The organism is Salinicola salarius, assembly GCF_003206135.1.
Taxonomy (GTDB): Bacteria; Pseudomonadota; Gammaproteobacteria; order Pseudomonadales; family Halomonadaceae; genus Salinicola; species Salinicola salarius.
This window is the reverse complement of sequence record NZ_PZJT01000003.1, coordinates 313,356-331,628: the sequence shown is the minus strand read 5'-3', so window position 1 is coordinate 331,628 and position 18,273 is coordinate 313,356. Positions and strand designations below refer to the sequence as shown.

Genomic DNA, 18,273 nt, shown 5'->3' with positions numbered 1-18,273 from the left:
GATCCCTTGGGCCTGAATAAGCCTACCCTCGGTTTCCTCGGTTGAACTTGATACAGATCAAATATCGACGGGCGTTGGCCCACAAACCGGCCCCTAGCGACTACAGGGATCGTCGAGCGGGACGTCGCGAGGCCGGAAACGGCGGGAGATGGTGTCGATGGCGATGTTGAGGCCGGCGGTGACCAGCAGCAGAAAGAAGGCCTGATCGAACATCAGGTACTGGAAGCTGGAGTCGATGTAGAAGCCCAGCGTGGCGACACCCAGCATGCCGAGCAGGGCGGTTTCGCGCATGATGACTTCCGCGCGATAGCAGAGCAGTGCCAGCAGGTTGGGGTAAAGGCGCGGCAGCAGTTCGTAGGCGTAGCGTCCGGAGGCCGGCAGATCCGCCATGCCGATCGTCAGGCCGTCGGCGTGGCGTGCGACCAGAAAGGCGATCAGCGCGCCGTTATGCAGGGCCAGGGCGAGCCAGGCCGGCAGCATCGAAGGCCCCAGCATCAGCAGGAAGATGAAGGCGAGCATCAGTTCCGGCGTCGAGCGCAATACGACCAGCAGCAGCCGGCCGCCGAAGCGCTGCCATGGGTGGCCGAAGTGAAAGCTGGCCAGCGGCCACAACAGCAGCGCCAGTACCAGGCTGCCGACGGTGCCCATCAATGCCAACAGTAGCGTATTGCCGATGGCCGGCAGCAGGTCCGGCAGGCTGGACAGCCACGACCCCAGACCGGCCAGGTTCCCGTCGAGTAGCGGTGCCGGCCACAGATCATGGCTGACGAAGCGCCATAGCAGATGGCCATCGACATCGGGCCACGGCCCCAGAAAGAACAGCGCGCCGATCAGCAGCGGTAACAACAGCCGGCGATGCCCCCACCACGGCAGCGTGGCGACGAGGGCATAGAAGAGCCACAGCAGTGCCCCGGCTTCACCGAAACGCCCCTCGCGGAAGGCGCTCTCGAGATAGAAGCCGAGCGTCGGCAGCCCCACGAAGCCGAGCAGCACGCTGGCCCGCATGGCGCATTCGAAACGGTAGCGGGTGTAGCTGGCAAGCCGTTCCCAGACCAGCGGCAGCTCGGCATAGAGAAAGCGGGACAGCCGGTCGGTGCCGGCAGGCAGCGCCTCCGTCGGGGCTTTCGGCGTGAGTTCCAGAATCTCTGCGTAGACCTTGGCAAAGATCCCGGCGTAGGGGATCGCCAGCGCGGCGAGCGCGGTGACCGCGGAGAGGCCGAAGACCTGCAGGAACAGCAGCGCCCAGAACAGCTCATGGATGGCGCGCATGAAGGCGCAGAAGGCGCGCACGAGCCGCGAGCGATGAAAGATCAGCGCCAGCGGGAAGCCGAGCACGGCGCCGATGAGGGTTCCCCATAGCGCGACGCTGACGGTCAGGGCGATCGCTCGAAGCGGGCTTTCCAGCGCGACGAAGTCGGGCCGGACGAAACCTTGCGCCATTCGCCACACTTCCCCCCACGGATCGACGGCGACGATCCGCAGGTCGGCGAAGGGGAGCAGCAGCAGGCACAGCAGAATCAGCGCCAGCGAGCGGCGTGCCAGAGTGAGTCCAGGGCTATTGCCTTGCAGCAGTCCGGGAGGCGCGCTCATGTCGTGGCATCTACCTCGGTCCCGCGACTCGATTTCCTCGCATCCGGATAAAGCGCGTCCAGCTGGGCGAGCGTCAGCTCTCGCGCTGGGGCATCCAGGACTATCCGACCGTCACGCAGGCCGATGACCCGATCGAAATGCGCTAGCGCCAGCCGATGCTGGTGCAGGGCGATGACGCTGGAGGCATGGCGAGTCTGGATATGCTCCAGCAGTCGCAGCGCCTGATGAGGATCGACGCTGGCCAGCGGTTCGTCGCCAAGGAAGACCTCGCGCTGCTGGTAGAACGCTCTGGCGATCGCGACCCGCTGGCGCTGACCGCCGGAAAGCTGCGCCACGGGGCGGCGCAGCAATCCTTCGAGGCCCAGCTCGTCAGCCAGGGCTTCGATGGTCTGCCACGCCTGGCGACGAGGCTTGAGGAGGTTGAAGAGGTTGCTCAGCGCGGCGTGCCGTTCGAGCTGCCCCATATAGATGTTGTGATAGACCGAGAGCAGTGGCACCAGCCCGTGTCCCTGCGGGCACCAGGCGGCGGTATTGCCCAGCCGGCGACGAATCTCGGCAAGCAGCGTCGACTTGCCGGCGCCGCTCTGACCCAGTAGCGCCACGCGCTCGCCGGCTTCCAGGGAGAGCGTCAACGCCGGCAGCACCACCTGCGTCCCGTAGCCCAGGTCGGCGCTATCGAAAGTCAGTAGCGGCATGGGTCTCAGCGCAGCAGGCCGATGGACTTCCCGACCGACTCGATCGGGCCGTAGTCATCGTTGCTGGCCGGAATGAAGCCCGAGCGCGGAAAGCTCTCCAGCAGTGCCGGATCGGTCATGTCGACCAGTGCCTGCTGCACCTTCTGCGTGAAGCCTTTGCCGTAACGCTCGTCGGCGTCGCCGCGCAGCGTCCACTGATAGTCCGGATAGGTCGGCGATTCCCAGATCACTTCGACCTTGTCGGTATCGACGCGCCCATCCTCGACGGCAGCCTGCCAGACGGTGAAGTTCACCGCGCCGACATCGTAGGTGCCGGATTCCACCAGCGCGATGGTGCGCGTGTGATCACCGGAGAAGCCCACGCGGGAGAAGACCTGCTCGGGAGCCTCGTCGAAGCGCTGGCGAATGAAGTGCTCCGGCATCAGGCGACCGGACGTCGAGGTCTTGGCGCCGAACGTGAACGAGTGGCCGGCCACGGATTCGGGCAGCGCTTCCTGCTGCGGCTCGATGCCGGTGGCGGTATTGGCGATGAAGTAGCTCACGAACTCGGCATCTTCCTTGCCCTGGGCGATGGCTTGCGAGCCGGGCACCAGTTGGCGGGCCTGGACGCCGGAGAGGCCGCCGAACCAGGCAAGCTGTACCTGGTCGTTGCGGAAGGCGGTGACCGCGGCGCCATAGGACGTGACGGGAACGTATTCGACATCGACGCCGAGCCGATCCGAGAGGTAATCGGCAACCTTGGAGAAGCGTTCGACCAGGCGAGACTGGTCCTCATCGGGGATGGCCGTGAAGCGGAAAGTCTCGTCGGCATGGGCGAGCGAACAGCCGATCGACAGAACCAGGGCAAACATCCAGCGCATGGGAAACGGGCCTCGATGATTTCAGAAGGCGGCCATGATAACCGCATGAGCGCATCGGCATTAAGCCGCGTGTGGTTATCCATGTTGATGGACGTCTGGCTGCCCGGTGACTCGAAGGCCGAGAGACTGTCGTCACTTATCCTTCGGCGGGAATTTGGTCGGCCGCAGGCTCTCCTTGATCTTCTTGAGATGAGGCAGGAACGACTCGCCTCGGCGCAGCGTCACGCCTGTCGCGAGCACGTCGATCAACGCCATGTGGATCATTCGCGAACTCATCGGCATGTAGACTTCCGTGTCTTCCGGCAGGTCGACCGGCAGGATGTCGGTGCAGACTTCCGCCAGCGGCGACCCATCGCGAGTGATGCCGATGACCAGTGCACCGCTGTCGCGGGCCACCTTGGCGACTTCCACCAGTTCACGGGTGCGGCCGGTATAGGAAATCACCACGATGACGTCGCCGGTATGGGACGCCGCCGCGATCATGCGCTGCATCAGCACGTCGTTGTAGGCGGCCACCGGCAGGTTGAAGCGGAAGAACTTGTTCTGCGCATCGAAGGCCGCCGGCGCCGAGGCGCCGAGGGCGAAGAAGCTGATCTGGCGGGCCTGGGAGAGATGATCGACGACGCGCTCGATCCGCTTCGGGTCGATCTCGCGGCGAGCCTCGTCCAGTGCGGCGATGGTCGCGCCGATGATCTTGTCGGTATAGGCCGCCGCATCGTCGTCGCTCTCCACGCTGCGGCTGACGTAGGGCGTTCCGCCTGCCAGACTCTGGGCCAGCTGGATCTTGAAGTCCGGATAGCCTTTGGTTTCGAAATTGCGACAGAAGCGGTTGACCGTGGGTTCGCTCACCGTGGCAGCCTGTGCCAGAGTGGCTATGCTCATGCCAATTGCCGCGTTGGGGTCCTGCAGGATGACGTCGGCGACCTTGCGTTCCGAGCGATTGAGGTCGTCGACCCGCGAACGAATGCGGGCGATGAGATCGTGCATTGCCATGGTTGCGGGGCATCTCCTTGCGGCGGAATGACGGGTGAATCATCACAGGCCCTGCATCCTAGCGTCTGCCGGCAACAGCGCCAAGCGGTGATAGGCCGTGATCGCCAGGTTACGCCCTCGTGGCCCTGCGGCGCGGTATACTGGTAGGAGGCGGTAATTTAATGACGAAGTCGAATGTCAAATGACGCCTGGATGGCGTATTTTATTCGTAAATTAACGACACTGGCGGAGGGAGGCAATGACTCGAGAGGCAACGCCCAACGTGGACTTGGCTCTGTTCGGCGCGCTTGGCGACTTGGCGCTGCGCAAACTTTACCCGGCACTCTATCATCTGGATCGCGATGGCCTGCTGGGTACCGATACCCGAATTCTGGGGCTGGCACGTCGCGAGCATGACATCGACAGTTTCCGCAGCACCGTACTCGGGACGCTCAAGAAGCGCATCAAGCCCAAGGAGCTGGAGCAGAGGTGTCTCGACCGCTTCCTGGCCCGGCTCGAGTACGCGCAGCTCGATTTCGACACCGTCGACGGCTACGAGAAGATTCGGGACTGGCACGCCCAGAGCCCGGATCCCCTGTGTCCGCTGACCATCTACCTTGCCGTGCCCGCCAGCATCTACGGGGCGATCTGCGCCAATCTCGAGCAGAGCGGCAGCCTGGATGGCGAATCGCGGGTGGTGGTCGAGAAACCGATCGGTTATGACCTCGAGTCCTCGCATGAGATCAACGACGCCATCGGTGCCGTCTTCCCCGAATCTCGCATCTATCGCATGGATCACTATCTGGGCAAGGAAACGGTCCAGAACCTGATCGCACTGCGTTTCGCCAACCCGATGTTCGGCAACCAGTGGAACCAGAGCCAGATCTCCCACGTCGAGATCACCGTGGCCGAGCAGGTTGGTATCGAAGGGCGCTGGGGCTACTTCGACAAGGCCGGCCAACTGCGCGACATGGTCCAGAACCATCTCCTGCAGCTGCTGACCATGCTCGCCATGGATCCGCCGGCCAACCTGGACGCGGATGCCATTCGCGACGAGAAGGTGAAGGTGCTCAAGGCGCTCAAGCCGCTGGAAGGCGAGGACCTCAACCGCCACGTGGTTCGCGGGCAGTACGTCGCCGGCACCATAGACGGCGAGAGCGTCCCGGGGTATCTCGACGAAGAGGACGCCAACACCTCCAGCACCACCGAGACCTTCGTCGCCATGCGTCTCGAAGTGGCCAACTGGCGCTGGGCCGGCGTGCCGTTCTACCTGCGTACCGGTAAGCGCATGCCGGAGAAGCTGTCGCAGATCGTGATTCACTTCCGCCAGCAGCCGCACTACATCTTCGATCCGGACCAGCGCAACCTCGCTGCCAACAAGCTGGTGATCCGGCTGCAGCCGGAAGAGGGGATCGCGCTGCAGGTGCTGACCAAGGACGGCGGCCTCGACAAGGGCATGCGCCTGCGCCCCGGCCCGCTGCATCTGGATTTCAACCACGCCTTCCCCAAGGAGCGGATTCCGGACGCCTACGAGCGCCTGCTGCTGGAGGTCATGAAAGGCCAGCAGTATCTGTTCGTGCGTCGCGACGAAGTCGAGTACGCCTGGAAGTGGGTCGATCACCTCATCGCTGGCTGGGAAAAGCGTGATATTCCGCCGCGTCGCTATCCGGCGGGCTCCTGGGGGCCCGTGGCCTCCATCGCGATGATCACGCAGGACGGTCGCTCCTGGTATGAAGACTACTGACAGCGCTCGCGAGCAGATCGGTGCGCAGCTGGCTGTCGCTGCCGCCCAGGCATTGACGGCGGACCTGGCCAGCCAGCCACGCGCGCTGCTGGTCGTCTCCGGCGGTTCGACCCCGCTGCCGTTCTTCCGGCGGCTGGCCGAGCAGCCGGTGGCGTGGTCGCGGGTCGATATCACCCTCGCCGACGAGCGCTGGGTGCCCGAGGAGCACGCCGACAGCAATGCGCGCCTGGTCCGGGAAACGCTGCTGACAGGGCCGGCCGCCGCGGCGACCTTTCACTCGCTGACCACCTCCGACCCCACGCCGGAGCAGGGCGCGGCGACGGTCGCCGCCCGTCTGGCGACGCTGCCGTGGCCGGCCAGCCTGGTCGTGCTCGGCATGGGCGATGACGGCCATACCGCTTCGCTGTTCCCGGATAGCGGCGAGCTTTCGCTGGCGCTGAGTACGGATGAGAGCGTCGTCGCGGTACGCGCGCCCAGCGTGTCGCAGCCTCGCATTACCTTGAGCGCGGCGCGATTGCATGACGCGCGCCGCCTCGCGCTGCATCTGGTCGGCGACGCCAAGAAGGCGGTGCTGGCCCAGGCGCTCAGCGGGGATGACGTCCGCGAACTGCCGATCCGTGCCTTCCTGGCCTGTCCGCTTACCCTCTACTGGGCGCCTTAGCGCCTGCCGGCACCTGCCCGCCGACCGAGCGAGTGCCGATATTCTTCAAAGGAGTCTCCTCTCTATGTCATCCGCTCAACGTTTGCCCGCTTCACACATCGAGCGTCTGGACGAAATCTGCCGCTCCGGCGCCATCATCCCCGTTCTCGTCATCGAGCGTCTCGAACATGCCGTACCGCTGGCCAAGGCGCTGGTCGAGGGCGGTCTGAATGTCCTCGAAATCACGTTGCGTACCGAGTGCGCGGTCGAGGCCATCAAGCAGATCAAGCAGGCGCTGCCGGATGCGATCATCGGCGCGGGCACCGTGCTGGGCATCGATCAGTACCGGGTCTGCGAGGAGATCGGCGTCGATTTCGTCGTCACGCCCGGCACGACGCCGGCCCTGTTCGAGTATGGCGCCGGCAGCGACGTGCCGCTGCTGCCGGGCGTGGCCACGGTTTCCGAGGTCGTCACCGGCTGGGAGTACGGCTATCGCCGTTTCAAGTTCTTCCCGGCGGAAGCGAATGGCGGTGCCAAGGCGCTGAAATCCTTCGGCGGTCCGCTGCCGGAAGCGCTGTTCTGCCCGACTGGCGGGGTCACCGTGGACAACGCCGCAGACTATCTGGCGCTACCCAACGTGATGTGCGTCGGTGGTTCCTGGATGGCGCCAAAGTCGCTCATCGATAACGAAGATTGGGCGGGTATTACCGAACTGACACGGGAAGCCACGCAGCGCTATCCGCGCTGAACCGGCATCGAGCGCCCGGTCTTCCGGGCTCGGGCGCTCGGGCCGCGCTCCCTGGTGATCGACCGGGTCGACCGGGATTAGCGATGGGGTATCAGTCCTCGAGGCGCGCCAGAAGACGCTGACCGCGACGCGAGCGGCGAGTACGCCGCATGCCGGCCGATGCCAGTTTCCAGCCAACGATGCGCGCCATTCCTACTGCCATGCCGGAGGCCGCACCCCAGAGCAGCGCCTGACGCCATTCGACATCATCCTCGTCGGGATTGATCGGTGGCTCGAAAACGCCCTTGCGAAAGGTCTGTTTGAGGCTTTGACGAGCCAGCACGCCGGATAAAACCGCCGTGCTCGTGCCAACGATGGTCCACAGTGTCTGAGGCTTCACGAAATTCTCCTTCCTGGATAGATTGTCCCGATAGTCTGGTCGATCCTTCGAAGACTCACCAGTCGAATGCCCGAGGCGCACACCGGGCGAATTCGACGGCCAGGGCTTACGGTTTGGGGTTTAGGATCATGGACATGGAGGATCACGGCTTCGGCAGGCACGACGGCGTTCTGCCGCCTGACGTTCTGGCGTCTACCGCTCGATCGCCGTCGCCACGCCCTGGCCACCGCCGATGCATAGCGTCGCCAGTCCCTTGTGGACGTCGCGGCGCTGCATCTCGTGCAGCAGCGTCACCAGAATGCGGGCGCCGGAGGCCCCGATTGGGTGACCCAGCGCGATGGCGCCGCCGTTGACGTTGACCTTGCTGCCGTCCCAGCCGAGATCCTTGGCCACGGCCAGCGTCTGGGCGGCGAAGGCTTCATTGGCCTCGATCAGGTCCAGCTCGTCGATCGTCCAGCCGGCACGTTCCAGACAGCGTCGGGTCGCCGGTACCGGGCCGATGCCCATGGTCGCTGGGTCGACGGCGGCGTTGGCGTAGGCACGGATCGTCGCCAGCACGGGTAGCCCAAGGGTCCTGGCCCGTTCGGCGCTCATGATGAGCAGGGCGGCGGCACCGTCGTTGAGCGAAGAGGCGTTGCCGGCGGTGACGCTGCCGGTCTTGGAGAACGCCGGCTTGAGCTTGCCCAGCGATTCGGCGGTAACGCCGTCGCGGGGCTGTTCGTCGCGCTCGATCATGATGGGGTCGCCGCGCCGCTGAGGCACGCTCACCGGCGTGATCTCGGCATCGAAGCGTCCGGCTTCGCGAGCCTGCGAGGCACGCCGCTGGGATTCGGCGGCATAGGCATCCTGCTCTTCGCGGGAGATGCCCCAGCGCTCGGCCACGTTCTCCGCCGTGATGCCCATGTGATAGTCGTTGAAGGCGTCCCACAGGCCATCGTGGATCATGCTGTCGAGCAGCTCGGCGTGACCCATGCGCAGGCCGGTGCGGGCCTTGGGCAGTACGTAGGGTGCCAGGCTCATGCTCTCCATGCCGCCGGCGACGATGATCTCGGCATCGCCGCAGCGGATCGCCTGGACCGCCAGGTGCACCGCTTTCAGCCCGGAGCCGCAGACCTTGTCGATGGTCATCGCTGGCACGCTGTCCGGCACGCCGGCTTCGATCGCGGCCTGGCGCGCGGTGTTCTGGCCCAGGCCGGCGCGCAGCACGTGCCCCATGATCACCTCGTCGACGCCGGTCGGGTCGATGCCTTCCAGAACGCGTCGAATGACGGTCGCGCCCAGCGTTACCGCTGGAACGCTGGAAAGGCCGCCCTGGAATGTGCCGATCGGCGTGCGCGTGGCGGCGACGATCACCACGTCGCGCATGGGCGTGGTCGGTCCGGAAACGTCAGGCATGGGAAGTCTCCCGTTTGTCGATCAGCTTGCAGCCTGTGGCTGCGGAAATTTCCTCGAGGGTGACACCGGGTGCCAGCTCGACCAGGGCCAGCCCTTCCTCGGTGATATCCATCACGCCCAGGTCGGTAATGATCCGATCGACCACGCCGACCCCGGTCAGCGGCAGCGTGCATTCGCTCAGGATCTTGTGCTCGCCCTTGGCCGTGTGGCTCATCAGCACCACCACGCGCTGCACGCCAGCGACCAGATCCATCGCGCCGCCCATGCCCTTGACCATCTTGCCCGGGATCATCCAGTTGGCGAGGTCGCCTTTCTCGGAGACCTGCATCGCGCCCAGAATCGCCAGGTTGATATGGCCGCCGCGAATCATGGCGAAGGATTCGGCATTGTCGAAGTAACTGCTGCCCGGCAGGGCGGTGACGGTCTGTTTGCCGGCGTTGATCAGATCGGGGTCGACGGTCTCTTCGGTCGGGAAGGGGCCGATGCCGAGCAGGCCGTTCTCCGACTGTAGCCAGACGTCCATGCCCTCGGGAATATAGTTCGCTACCAATGTCGGCTGACCGATGCCGAGGTTGACGTAGAAGCCGTCACGCAATTCGCCGGCGGCGCGCTCTGCCATCTGTTCCTTGGTCCAGGCCATCTCAGTTCACCTCCCTGAGCGTGCGTTTCTCGATGCGTTTTTCCGGTGTCGGATTATGGACGATGCGATGCACGAAGATCCCCGGCAGATGGATATCGTCGGGATCGATGGCGCCCGTCTCGACGATCTCTTCGACCTCGGCGACGCAGACCTTGCCGGCCATCGCGGCCAGCGGGTTGAAGTTGCGCGCGGTCTTGTTGAAGCGCAGATTGCCCGCCTTGTCGGCGACCTTCGCCTTGATCAGGGCGACGTCCACCGGCAGGCCGCGCTCCATCACGTAGTGCTCGCCATCGAATTCGCGCACCTCCTTGCCTTCGGCGATCCTGGTGCCGTAGCCGGTCTTGGTAAAGAAGGCGGCGATGCCGGCACCGCCTGCGCGCAGGCGCTCGGCCAGCGTGCCCTGCGGGCAGAATTCGAGCTCCAGTTCGCCGGAAAGGTACTGGCGCTCGAACTCCTTGTTCTCGCCGACATAGGAAGAGAGCATCTTCCTGATCTGACGCGACTCGAGCAGCAGCCCGAGGCCGAAGCCGTCGACGCCGGCATTGTTGCTGGCGACCGTCAGATCCTTCTTGCCGGTGTCACGCAGGGCGACGATCAGCGATTCGGGGATGCCGCACAGGCCGAAGCCGCCAACGGCGAGAGTCATGCCGTCTTCGATGAGACCTTCCAGCGCTTCAGCGGCGCTGCCAAACACTTTGTCCATGAGTCCTCGTCCTGTGAAACGGAAGTCGTGCAAAAGATCGCTTCGAAGCCGCTGTGCCGCAACGTTCGCTCCGTTCAGATTGGCAATGAACGTGCGGACACGCGCTATCTCAAGCGATCGATGGAGGAAGACATTACCACCCGAGCGAGAGCGACGTGGGCAGGTTAGACGATAGTAGCAGCGCCGCCAGGAAGGCGGCGCTGGTTGTCTCGATGAAGGTGGATGGCGGCCTAGCGGGGCAGGTCGTCGAGATCGTCGGTGCCGGGCAACGAGACGAAGGCGCCGGCACGAGTGGCCGCGAAGGCACCGCAGCGACAGGCGAACGTCAGCGCCTCGGTCAGCCGGGTTTCGTCGGCCAGCCAGTCGGCGAGTGTCTCGCAGGTCACGTCGTCTCGCGCCAGGGAGGCCAGCAGGCCGCCGATGAAGGCGTCGCCGGCCGCGGTGGTATCCACTGCCTGAACGCTGGGCGGAATCGCCTGCAGCTGGCGATCGGCCAGGTGCGCGCTCACCGGCCCCGGGCCGTCGGTGATCACGATCAGTCGGGTGCCCTTGGACAGCCTGGCGCTGATCCATTCCTCGGCGCTGCGATCACCGCGCAGGATGTCGAGCTCTTCGGCGGAGAGCTTGATGACATGAGCGCGTTCGAGCAGCTGTTCGACCAGGGGCACATCGATCTTGCCCTGGGGCCACAGCATCGCGCGCAGGTTGGCATCGACGCTGATCAGACAGCCGCCGCGCCGCGCAATGCTGGCGAGATCCAGCGTGGTGCGGGCAATGGCGGCATCGGTCAGGCTGTTGCTGCAAAGATGGACCAGCGCGGGCTCGGTGAAGATGCCCGGCGGCAGGTGCTCGCGACGGTAGAGCAGATCCGCGGCGGGCGGACGGTAGAAGTCGAACTGGCGCTCGCCGCGGCTGTCGCGGGAAACGAAAGCCAGTGCCGTGCGAGCCTCGCGGGTGCGCACCACGTATTGGGTGTCGACGCCGTAGCGGGTCAGTTCGTCGATCAGGAAGTCGCCGAAACGGTCATCACCGATCATGCCGAGAAAGAGGCTGGGGACACCCTGGCGGGCGCAGGCCACGGCAGCATTGGCGGGCGCGCCGCCGGCGTAGGGCGTAAAGGTCTCGGGGCCGCTGTCGTCACCCAGACGGCTGGACAGCATGTCGACGAGGGCTTCGCCGAAGGCGATGATGGGAGTCATGGGTCAACCGGCTCTCTATGTCGAACGAAAATCGAGGTGCGGCGTGCTTGATCTCATCGAAGCTGATTTCATCGAAACTGATCTCAAACAGGATGCCGCACCGAACGTCATCACGGCACGCGGTAACTGCGGGCTTCCTCAAGCAGCGCAAACCACGTCGGGCGATCGAGTTCGAGATTACTGCTCAGCAGCAAATTGTCGATACGTCTTTCATTCAACGTTCCGATCACTGGAATCGGCTGGCCGGGAAGGCGCCGCAGCCAGGCCAGTGCCAAGCCGGCCGTGGTCGAGTTGAGCTGGTCGGCCAGCCGCGAAAGCGCCGTGCCGAGAACGTCTTCGAACACCGAGCCGCCGCCCAGCGGCGACCAGGCCATCGGTGCCAGTCCGTCGGCCAGGACGGCGTCGTAGAAACCATCGAACAGCGCGTCGGGATGGGCCAGCGAAAGCTCGAGCTGGTGAGCGCCGAGCCGGTGATGCATCGCGGCTTGCAGGCGCCGCCACTGTTCGGGCAGGAAGTTGGAAACGCCTACGGCGCCGACCTTGCCGGCAGCGATGGCGTCATCCAGTGCTCGGGCCGTGGCTTCGGCATCCATCAGTGGGTCGGGGCGGTGCAGCAGGAAATGATCGAGCCGGTCGACGCCGAGGCGGGAGAGTGAACTGTCGATGACCTGGGCAAGATAGCGCTCGGACGTGTCGTAATGCTTGACTCCGAACGGAGAGATGTCGCGATGCGGCAGGACGATATCGCCTTTGGTCACCACTCGAACCCGGGACTTGAGCGCCGGGCGATGCGACAGCGCCTCGCCGAACAACTGCTCGCACTTGTGGTTGCCGTAGATGTCGGCGTGATCGAACCAGTGCAGGCCCTGATCGACGCGCGCTTCCAGCCAGTCGGCGAGCTTCTCTGGCTCGTTGAAGTCGGGCCTTTCGTGCAGCCGCATCATGCCCAGAATGAACGGGGCATCGAAGTAGAGATCTTCGCTCACGCCGGGGTTTCCTCTCGGCTGATCGTGGTGGCGAGCAGATGCTGGCCATCCGGCACCAGCCAGACGGGATCGACCCGGGTGCAGGCCGCTTCGATGCACAGAAAGCGCTGGCCGACGGCGGCGGGGGTATCTCCCGGCAGGCCGTTGCCCGGGTGCCAGACGACGGTGGAGTCGCTGCCCTGCTTGCTGATCCGCAGACGTCGTTGGCCATCGTCGAGAACGACAGGGCGGTTCGACTGGTAGATACGGTCCAGCGCGCCACGAATGCCCAGTTCCCCCTGCTGATGATGCTCGGCAAAGTGTTCGAGCTTGTCCAGATAGCGGGCGCCGGCCAGCCCTTCGATACGGCACCGGTGCGTATCGGCGACGGCAAAATAGGTGTGCAGCGCGCCGGTCAGCTTGACCGGGGTGGTGCCGGCGTGGCGAGTCATCAGTTCGACGCTCAGGCGCTGGGCGTTGGCGTGAACCACGGCATTGGGAACGAGCTGATCGTGCAGCCGCTCTTCGGGGGAGAGGTGAATCTCGACCCCGCCGCCGGTCACGCTCTCGTCGACGGCATCGATGCGCCATTGCACTGTGCGGGCGGGGCCATGCATCGGGCCCTTGCCGTCCGGCGACTCGTCGGCGAACCACGGCCAGCACAGCGGGATCCCGCCGCGAATGGCACCGGGCATCGGCTGCGGCGTCGGGGTGACCCAGAGCCAGCCATCCTCCGTGCCGGATGCCGGTCGGACGCCTTGCCCGGCTTCGGGGGCGAAAGGTAAAAAGTGCAGAACCTGAGCGCCCTGCAACGAAATCGCCAGCTCGCCCCAGTCGGCATTGATCAGCAGCACGCGCCGACCTTCCCATTCGGCTTCCCGCTGACCGTTCGTCGCGTCGATCAGCTGCCGCAGCGTATCGGGAATCATGTCACCTCCTCGTTGTGCAGGGCTTCCGCCGCACCCAGAAGGCCGGTCCACGGCGCCGTCACCACCCAGGTGGGAATTCCCGCATTGTAGGCGCTCAGCCGGCCCTTGTCGGCAAAGGCGCGACGGAAATCGCTGCGCGGCAGCCACTCGATCAGACGTGGCGTGATACCGCCGCAGAGATAGACCCCGCCCAGCGCGCCGAGGGTCAGCGCGGCGTCGCCGGCCACGCTGCCGAGGATCTTGAGAAAGCGCATCAAGGTCTCGCGGGCAACGCGATCGCCCGCCCGGGCGGCCCCGGTAATCTCCGCCGGGGTGTTGTAGTGGGCGGTGACATTGAGTAGTGCCGCATGGGCGAGATAGAGATCGAGCAGGCCCTGGCCGCACAGCAGACGTTCGATCGAGACCCGGCCATAACGGGCTCGGAAATGGTCGAGAAGCTGGTATTCGCGCTGATCGGTAGGGGCAAAGGTGGCGTGGCCGCCTTCGGTCGTCAGCGGAATCCAGGCGCGCCGACTGGGGACCAGTCCGGCGACGCCGAGCCCGGTTCCCGGGCCGATCACCAGGCGCGGGCGTCGAGGTTCGGCCTCGCCTTCACCGATCTTGACCAGTTCCTTTTCGTCGATGTGAGGAATGCCGAGGGCCTGGGCGGTGAAGTCGTTGATGACCTTGAAATTCGACAGGCCGAGTTCCTCGGCGACGGCCTTCTTGGAGAACGCCCAGTCGTTGTTGGTCATCTTGACCCAATCTTCGTGCACCGGGCAGGCGAAGGCCAGGCACGCCTCGTCGGGCGTCTCTGCGCCGACCTGTTTCAAGTAGGCCTGGATGGCCTCGACCAGCCCGCCATAGCGCGCGCAGGGGAGCGTCTCGATCGATTGCAGCTCGACGCTGCCGGGCATCACCAGCGCAAAACGTGCGTTGGTTCCGCCTATGTCGCCGATCAGGGCGGGAATCGTCATTGGTGCCCTCCGGGCAAGTCGGCGGCATCGAAACCGCCAAAGGTGGCCGCGCCTTCCTCGGCACCGCCGACCAGCTGGCGGAACCCGGCGAACAGTTCGCGGCCCATTCCATGATGATAGTGGTTCAGGTCGCAGGTCGCCGGTTCGCGTTGCGCCCAGGTTTCGGCATCCACCAGGGCCTCGAGCACGCCGTTATCCGGGTCGAGCAGCACCGTGTCGCCGTCGCGCAGATAGGCGATCGGGCCGGCATCGACGGCTTCCGGAGTGATGTGGATGGCCGCCGGTACCTTACCAGAGGCGCCGGACATTCGTCCGTCGGTGACCAGCGCGACCTTGTATCCGCGATCCTGCAGCACGCCGAGAAACGGCGTCAACTGGTGCAGTTCCGGCATGCCGTTGGCGCGCGGCCCCTGGAAGCGCACGACGACGATGACGTCGCGATCCAGCTCGCCGCTCTCGAACGCGGCCTTGACCTGGCTCTGGTCGTCGAAGATCCGCACCGGCGCCTCGACCCGGCGGAACTCCGGTTTGACGGCGGAAACCTTGATCACCCCGCGTCCCAGGTTGCCGTCCAGCACGGCCAGCCCGCCGGTGGGGGAGAACGGGCGCGTTACCGGCCGCAGCACGTCTTCGTCGAGGCTCTGTCGGGTGCCTTCTCGCCAGATCAGCTTGTCATCTTCCAGGAACGGCTCCTGGGTGTAGGCGGTCATGTCGGTGCCGAAAGCGGTGCGGACATCGGCATGCATCAGGCCCGCGGACAGCAACTCGCGGACCAGGAAGCTGACGCCGCCGGCGGCGTGGAAGTGGTTCACGTCCGCCTGCCCGTTGGGGTAGATCCGGGTCAGCCCGGGAATCACTGTCGACAGCTCGGCGAAGTCGTCCCAGGTGATGGTCAGGCCGACGGCGGCGGCCATCGCCACCAGATGCAGCGTGTGGTTGGTCGATCCACCGGAAGAGAGCAGCCCGATCATGGCGTTGACGATGGCATGGGCATCGATCTGCTTGTAGAACGGGTGATAGCTGCCCCCCTGGTCACTGTTGCGGATCACCTGCTCGGTGCTGAATCGGGTGATCGCGTCGCGCAGCGGCGTGTTCGGATTGACGAACGAGGTGCCCGGCATGTGCAGGCCCATCATCTCGAGCATCAGCTGGTTGGAGTTGGCGGTGCCGTAGAAGGTGCAGGTGCCCGGGCTGTGGTAGGAGTCCGACTCGGCTTCCAGCAGCGCATCGCGGCCAACCTTGCCTTCGGCATAGAGCTGGCGGATCCGGGACTTCTCGGCGTTGGGCAACCCGCTCGGCATCGGTCCGGCAGGAACGAACACCGCCGGCAGGTGGCCGAAGCGCGCGGCACCGATGAACAGACCCGGCACGATCTTGTCACACACGCCAAGATACAGTGCACCGTCGAACATGTTGTGCGACATCGCCACGGCCGTCGACATGGCGATCACGTCGCGAGAGAACAGCGACAGCTCCATGCCGGGCTGGCCCTGGGTCACACCGTCGCACATGGCCGGCACGCCGCCGGCGAACTGCGCGGTGCCGCCCATGCCGCGAGCGGCTTCCTTGATCAGCTCCGGGAAGTGCTCGAGCGGCTGATGAGCGGAGAGCATGTCGTTATAGGAAGAGACGATGCCGACGTTGGCGCTGTTCATCAGCTTCAGGCTGTTCTTGTCGCCGGCATTGCAGGCGGCGAAGCCATGGGCCAGGTTGCCGCAGGAGAGTTCGGCGCGGTGGACGCCGCGACGATGCTGTTGCTCCATGCGTTCTTCATAAAGGCGGCGGCGATCGGCCGATCGAGCCTCGATACGTCGGGTTACGCGGTCGACGGTAGAGTTGAGCGTCATGGGGTTGCCTCATCGAGCTGTCATGGTTATTTGGTAAACTTACCAAAAATTATGGCATTTGTTCGCGAATGAGCCTTTTGTATTAGTCTTTCGGAGTAATATTTTTTCATGCGCCGATGTTCTAGACTGGTGTTCTAGACTATTGGCAGTTCGCGGTGATCGAGCGTCGCCGTTCGATTGCGCCACACACGACTGCGTGATCAGGCGCGACCGTGCCACATTCCCCAAACCAAACGTTCGAGTTACGTCAGTCATTAGGAGGAGAGCACCATGACATTGCGTGTCGCCATCAACGGATTCGGCCGTATCGGCCGTAACGTACTTCGTGCCATGTACGAAAACGGTTATCGCGACCGGATCGAAATCGTCGCCATCAACGATCTGGGCGACCCGGCACTTAACGCACACCTGCTGCGTCACGACAGCGTGCACGGGCATTTCGGCTTCGACGTCACTCACGACAGCGATACCCTGAGCGTAGACGGAGATAGCATTCGCATCCTTTCGGAGCGTGATCCGTCGCAGTTGCCCTGGAAATCGCTGAATGTCGACCTGGTGATGGAGTGCACCGGGCTGTTCACCAAGCGCGAGGCCGCAGCCAAGCACATCGATGCCGGTGCGGAACGGGTATTGATTTCCGCACCCAGCGGCGATGCCGACGCGACGATCGTGTTCGGTGTTAACGAAGGGACGCTGAAGGCGGAGCATCGGGTGGTTTCCAACGCTTCCTGCACCACCAACTGCCTGGCGCCGGTAGCCCAGGCGCTGCAGGAGAGCGTGGGTATCGAGAATGGCCTGATGACCACGGTGCATGCCTACACCAACGACCAGAACCTGTCCGACGTCTACCACAAGGATCCATATCGCGCGCGCAGTGCCACGCAGTCGATGATCCCGACCAAGACCGGTGCCGCCGCGGCCGTCGGGCTGGTGCTGCCCGAACTGAACGGCAAGCTCGACGGGCTCGCGGTGCGGGTGCCGGTCATCAACGTATCGCTGGTGGATCTGGTCTTCACCGCCGGTCGCGAGACGAGCAAGGAAGAGATCAACGAGATCGTCGAAAAGGCAGCGGCCAAGTCGCCGGTACTGGCAGTGAACTCGCAGCCGCTGGTGTCGATCGATTTCAATCACGACCCCAATTCATCGACTTTCGATGCCAACCACACGCGTGTGAACGGTCGCCTGGTCAAGGTCATGGCCTGGTACGACAACGAGTGGGGCTTCTCAAACCGCATGCTGGATACGGCACTGGCCATGCAGGCCGCCAGCTGAGGTGAATATCGGTTTCGCTGGCTGAACGCCTGGCAAGAGTGGCTCGAAAGCGAGTCGCAAGCGACAGTCAAAGGCGATAGCCGAAAACGATGAAGCAGGATCGAGGGGTGGCAGAGCGTCTGCCGCCCCTCTTTGTCTGCCGCCCTTCCTTTTTGGTGTTTTTGGTATTTTCTCCCTCCGGTGCACCCTCACGACGTGTCCCGCTCGGCTAGAAAGCGGCAGGCCGCCGAGTCGCATACGCTCGAAGTAACGCCAGTTTTGCATTCAAGTCATCCAATCCGTTGTCGATACAACACTGTATGCTGGACAATTGCGGTGGTGGGCTTGGACTTGTCAGGCTGACCCTCTAGTGTAAGTCTGCACAGGCTCTATCTTTCCACCATGCATTGAGGTTGGCGGCGTCATGCAGGACAACATCATCAACGCACATCGCCTGATTGGCGAGACCATTCGCGATCCTGAAGAAAAGCGGCTCGGGAAGATCGTGGGTGTCGACCAGTCGCGTGCCGTGCCAGTGATCTTCGTGATCTGGCGGGAGCGGGCAGGCGTGCAGCGTTTCGAGCTGACTCGCGACGAGCTGCGCCAGCTGACGGATGCCTGCTGCCGTGCTCAGTCGAAGGGGCGCGATCATCGAGCCAGTGGGCACGATGAGGTGCGAACTTCATCTGACGAGACATCCTCTTCGCCCGCAGTCGCTCAGCGTCGTGTCGGCTTTCGCTGACGCGATCTCGTTTCACCA

The 18,273-nt window shown here is 64.4% G+C and carries 18 protein-coding genes; 5 read left to right on the top strand and 13 right to left on the bottom strand.

Annotation, left to right across the window (positions count from 1 at the left end):
* Positions 1 to 93: 93 nt before the first annotated feature.
* The 4 genes from DOM32_RS04735 to hexR form a co-directional block, all read right to left on the bottom strand.
* Positions 94 to 1,590, bottom strand: coding sequence for a PhnE/PtxC family ABC transporter permease (locus tag DOM32_RS04735; RefSeq protein ID WP_071231882.1), 1,497 nt, complete (start codon positions 1,588 to 1,590; stop codon positions 94 to 96).
* Positions 1,587 to 2,285, bottom strand: coding sequence for an ATP-binding cassette domain-containing protein (locus DOM32_RS04730; RefSeq protein WP_071231883.1), 699 nt, complete (start codon positions 2,283 to 2,285; stop codon positions 1,587 to 1,589). Before DOM32_RS04730 ends, DOM32_RS04735 begins: the two co-directional genes overlap by 4 nt.
* A 5-nt stretch (positions 2,286 to 2,290) precedes the next feature.
* Positions 2,291 to 3,145 (bottom strand): putative selenate ABC transporter substrate-binding protein, encoded by an 855-nt coding sequence (locus tag DOM32_RS04725; protein WP_071231884.1) that lies wholly within the window; start codon positions 3,143 to 3,145, stop codon positions 2,291 to 2,293.
* Between the two features lie 132 nt (positions 3,146 to 3,277).
* Positions 3,278 to 4,138 carry a transcriptional regulator HexR gene (hexR, locus tag DOM32_RS04720; RefSeq protein ID WP_071231885.1) on the bottom strand — a complete coding sequence of 287 codons (861 nt, stop codon included), beginning with the start codon at positions 4,136 to 4,138 and terminating at the stop codon, positions 3,278 to 3,280.
* A gap of 238 nt (positions 4,139 to 4,376) precedes the next feature.
* Here hexR and zwf point away from each other — a divergent pair, with 238 nt between their 5' ends.
* The 3 genes from zwf to DOM32_RS04705 all read left to right on the top strand — a co-directional run bounded on the left by zwf (position 4,377) and on the right by DOM32_RS04705 (position 7,249).
* Positions 4,377 to 5,861, top strand: coding sequence for a glucose-6-phosphate dehydrogenase (gene zwf / locus DOM32_RS04715; protein WP_071231886.1), 1,485 nt, complete (start codon positions 4,377 to 4,379; stop codon positions 5,859 to 5,861).
* Positions 5,848 to 6,522 (top strand): 6-phosphogluconolactonase, encoded by a 675-nt coding sequence (pgl, locus tag DOM32_RS04710; protein WP_071231887.1) that lies wholly within the window; start codon positions 5,848 to 5,850, stop codon positions 6,520 to 6,522. Before zwf ends, pgl begins: the two co-directional genes overlap by 14 nt.
* A gap of 64 nt (positions 6,523 to 6,586) precedes the next feature.
* Positions 6,587 to 7,249, top strand: a complete 663-nt coding sequence (locus tag DOM32_RS04705; protein WP_071231888.1) for a bifunctional 4-hydroxy-2-oxoglutarate aldolase/2-dehydro-3-deoxy-phosphogluconate aldolase — start codon at positions 6,587 to 6,589, stop codon at positions 7,247 to 7,249.
* Positions 7,250 to 7,340: 91 nt separating this feature from the next.
* Here the strand turns inward: DOM32_RS04705 and DOM32_RS04700 are convergent, their stop codons facing one another.
* From DOM32_RS04700 to edd, 9 genes are all read right to left on the bottom strand, one after another.
* Entirely contained in the window at positions 7,341 to 7,628 is a 288-nt protein-coding gene (locus DOM32_RS04700; RefSeq protein WP_071231889.1) for a DUF4235 domain-containing protein, read from the bottom strand.
* A 192-nt stretch (positions 7,629 to 7,820) separates the two neighbouring features.
* The gene (locus DOM32_RS04695; protein ID WP_071231925.1) at positions 7,821 to 8,993 is read right to left on the bottom strand and encodes an acetyl-CoA C-acetyltransferase; all 1,173 of its coding nucleotides are present in this window, start codon (positions 8,991 to 8,993) and stop codon (positions 7,821 to 7,823) included.
* A 22-nt stretch (positions 8,994 to 9,015) separates the two neighbouring features.
* Positions 9,016 to 9,663 (bottom strand): CoA transferase subunit B, encoded by a 648-nt coding sequence (locus tag DOM32_RS04690; protein WP_071231890.1) that lies wholly within the window; start codon positions 9,661 to 9,663, stop codon positions 9,016 to 9,018.
* A 1-nt stretch (position 9,664) separates the two neighbouring features.
* A complete protein-coding gene (locus DOM32_RS04685) occupies positions 9,665 to 10,366 on the bottom strand; it encodes a CoA transferase subunit A (protein ID WP_071231891.1) in 702 nt (233 codons plus the stop codon).
* 230 nt (positions 10,367 to 10,596) lie between these two features.
* The gene (locus tag DOM32_RS04680; RefSeq protein ID WP_071231892.1) at positions 10,597 to 11,565 is read right to left on the bottom strand and encodes a carbohydrate kinase family protein; all 969 of its coding nucleotides are present in this window, start codon (positions 11,563 to 11,565) and stop codon (positions 10,597 to 10,599) included.
* 110 nt (positions 11,566 to 11,675) lie between these two features.
* A complete protein-coding gene (locus DOM32_RS04675) occupies positions 11,676 to 12,551 on the bottom strand; it encodes an aldo/keto reductase (RefSeq protein ID WP_244179809.1) in 876 nt (291 codons plus the stop codon).
* Positions 12,548 to 13,459, bottom strand: a complete 912-nt coding sequence (locus DOM32_RS04670) for a D-hexose-6-phosphate mutarotase (RefSeq protein WP_071231893.1) — start codon at positions 13,457 to 13,459, stop codon at positions 12,548 to 12,550. The genes DOM32_RS04675 and DOM32_RS04670 overlap by 4 nt, the downstream gene beginning before the upstream one ends.
* The gene (gene glk / locus DOM32_RS04665; RefSeq protein WP_071231894.1) at positions 13,456 to 14,415 is read right to left on the bottom strand and encodes a glucokinase; all 960 of its coding nucleotides are present in this window, start codon (positions 14,413 to 14,415) and stop codon (positions 13,456 to 13,458) included. The genes DOM32_RS04670 and glk overlap by 4 nt, the downstream gene beginning before the upstream one ends.
* Positions 14,412 to 16,262: a phosphogluconate dehydratase gene (edd, locus tag DOM32_RS04660; RefSeq protein ID WP_110631697.1), complete on the bottom strand. Its 1,851-nt coding sequence runs from the start codon at positions 16,260 to 16,262 to the stop codon at positions 14,412 to 14,414. The genes glk and edd overlap by 4 nt, the downstream gene beginning before the upstream one ends.
* A 270-nt stretch (positions 16,263 to 16,532) precedes the next feature.
* Between edd and gap the strand changes: the two genes are divergently transcribed.
* Both gap and DOM32_RS04650 read left to right on the top strand, forming a co-directional pair.
* On the top strand, positions 16,533 to 17,534 hold the full coding sequence (gene gap, locus DOM32_RS04655; protein WP_110631694.1) for a type I glyceraldehyde-3-phosphate dehydrogenase: 1,002 nt from the start codon (positions 16,533 to 16,535) through the stop codon (positions 17,532 to 17,534).
* Between the two features lie 403 nt (positions 17,535 to 17,937).
* On the top strand, positions 17,938 to 18,255 hold the full coding sequence (locus DOM32_RS04650) for a hypothetical protein (protein WP_110631691.1): 318 nt from the start codon (positions 17,938 to 17,940) through the stop codon (positions 18,253 to 18,255).
* Positions 18,256 to 18,273 lie beyond the last annotated feature (18 nt).

Excerpts from the sequence above, each read along its gene's own strand:
- DOM32_RS04725 (WP_071231884.1), bottom strand. The coding sequence starts at position 3,145 with ATGCGCTGGATGTTTGCCCTGGTTCTGTCGATCGGCTGTTCGCTCGCC.
- DOM32_RS04705 (WP_071231888.1), top strand. The coding sequence starts at position 6,587 with ATGTCATCCGCTCAACGTTTGCCCGCTTCACACATCGAGCGTCTGGAC.
- gap (WP_110631694.1), top strand. The coding sequence starts at position 16,533 with ATGACATTGCGTGTCGCCATCAACGGATTCGGCCGTATCGGCCGTAAC.
- DOM32_RS04690 (WP_071231890.1), bottom strand. The coding sequence starts at position 9,663 with ATGGCCTGGACCAAGGAACAGATGGCAGAGCGCGCCGCCGGCGAATTG.
- hexR (WP_071231885.1), bottom strand. The coding sequence starts at position 4,138 with ATGGCAATGCACGATCTCATCGCCCGCATTCGTTCGCGGGTCGACGAC.
- DOM32_RS04680 (WP_071231892.1), bottom strand. The coding sequence starts at position 11,565 with ATGACTCCCATCATCGCCTTCGGCGAAGCCCTCGTCGACATGCTGTCC.
- edd (WP_110631697.1), bottom strand. The coding sequence starts at position 16,262 with ATGACGCTCAACTCTACCGTCGACCGCGTAACCCGACGTATCGAGGCT.
- pgl (WP_071231887.1), top strand. The coding sequence starts at position 5,848 with ATGAAGACTACTGACAGCGCTCGCGAGCAGATCGGTGCGCAGCTGGCT.
- DOM32_RS04670 (WP_071231893.1), bottom strand. The coding sequence starts at position 13,459 with ATGATTCCCGATACGCTGCGGCAGCTGATCGACGCGACGAACGGTCAG.
- DOM32_RS04735 (WP_071231882.1), bottom strand. The coding sequence starts at position 1,590 with ATGAGCGCGCCTCCCGGACTGCTGCAAGGCAATAGCCCTGGACTCACT.
- DOM32_RS04730 (WP_071231883.1), bottom strand. The coding sequence starts at position 2,285 with ATGCCGCTACTGACTTTCGATAGCGCCGACCTGGGCTACGGGACGCAG.
- DOM32_RS04650 (WP_110631691.1), top strand. The coding sequence starts at position 17,938 with ATGCAGGACAACATCATCAACGCACATCGCCTGATTGGCGAGACCATT.
- DOM32_RS04695 (WP_071231925.1), bottom strand. The coding sequence starts at position 8,993 with ATGCGCGACGTGGTGATCGTCGCCGCCACGCGCACGCCGATCGGCACA.
- DOM32_RS04685 (WP_071231891.1), bottom strand. The coding sequence starts at position 10,366 with ATGGACAAAGTGTTTGGCAGCGCCGCTGAAGCGCTGGAAGGTCTCATC.
- zwf (WP_071231886.1), top strand. The coding sequence starts at position 4,377 with ATGACTCGAGAGGCAACGCCCAACGTGGACTTGGCTCTGTTCGGCGCG.
- glk (WP_071231894.1), bottom strand. The coding sequence starts at position 14,415 with ATGACGATTCCCGCCCTGATCGGCGACATAGGCGGAACCAACGCACGT.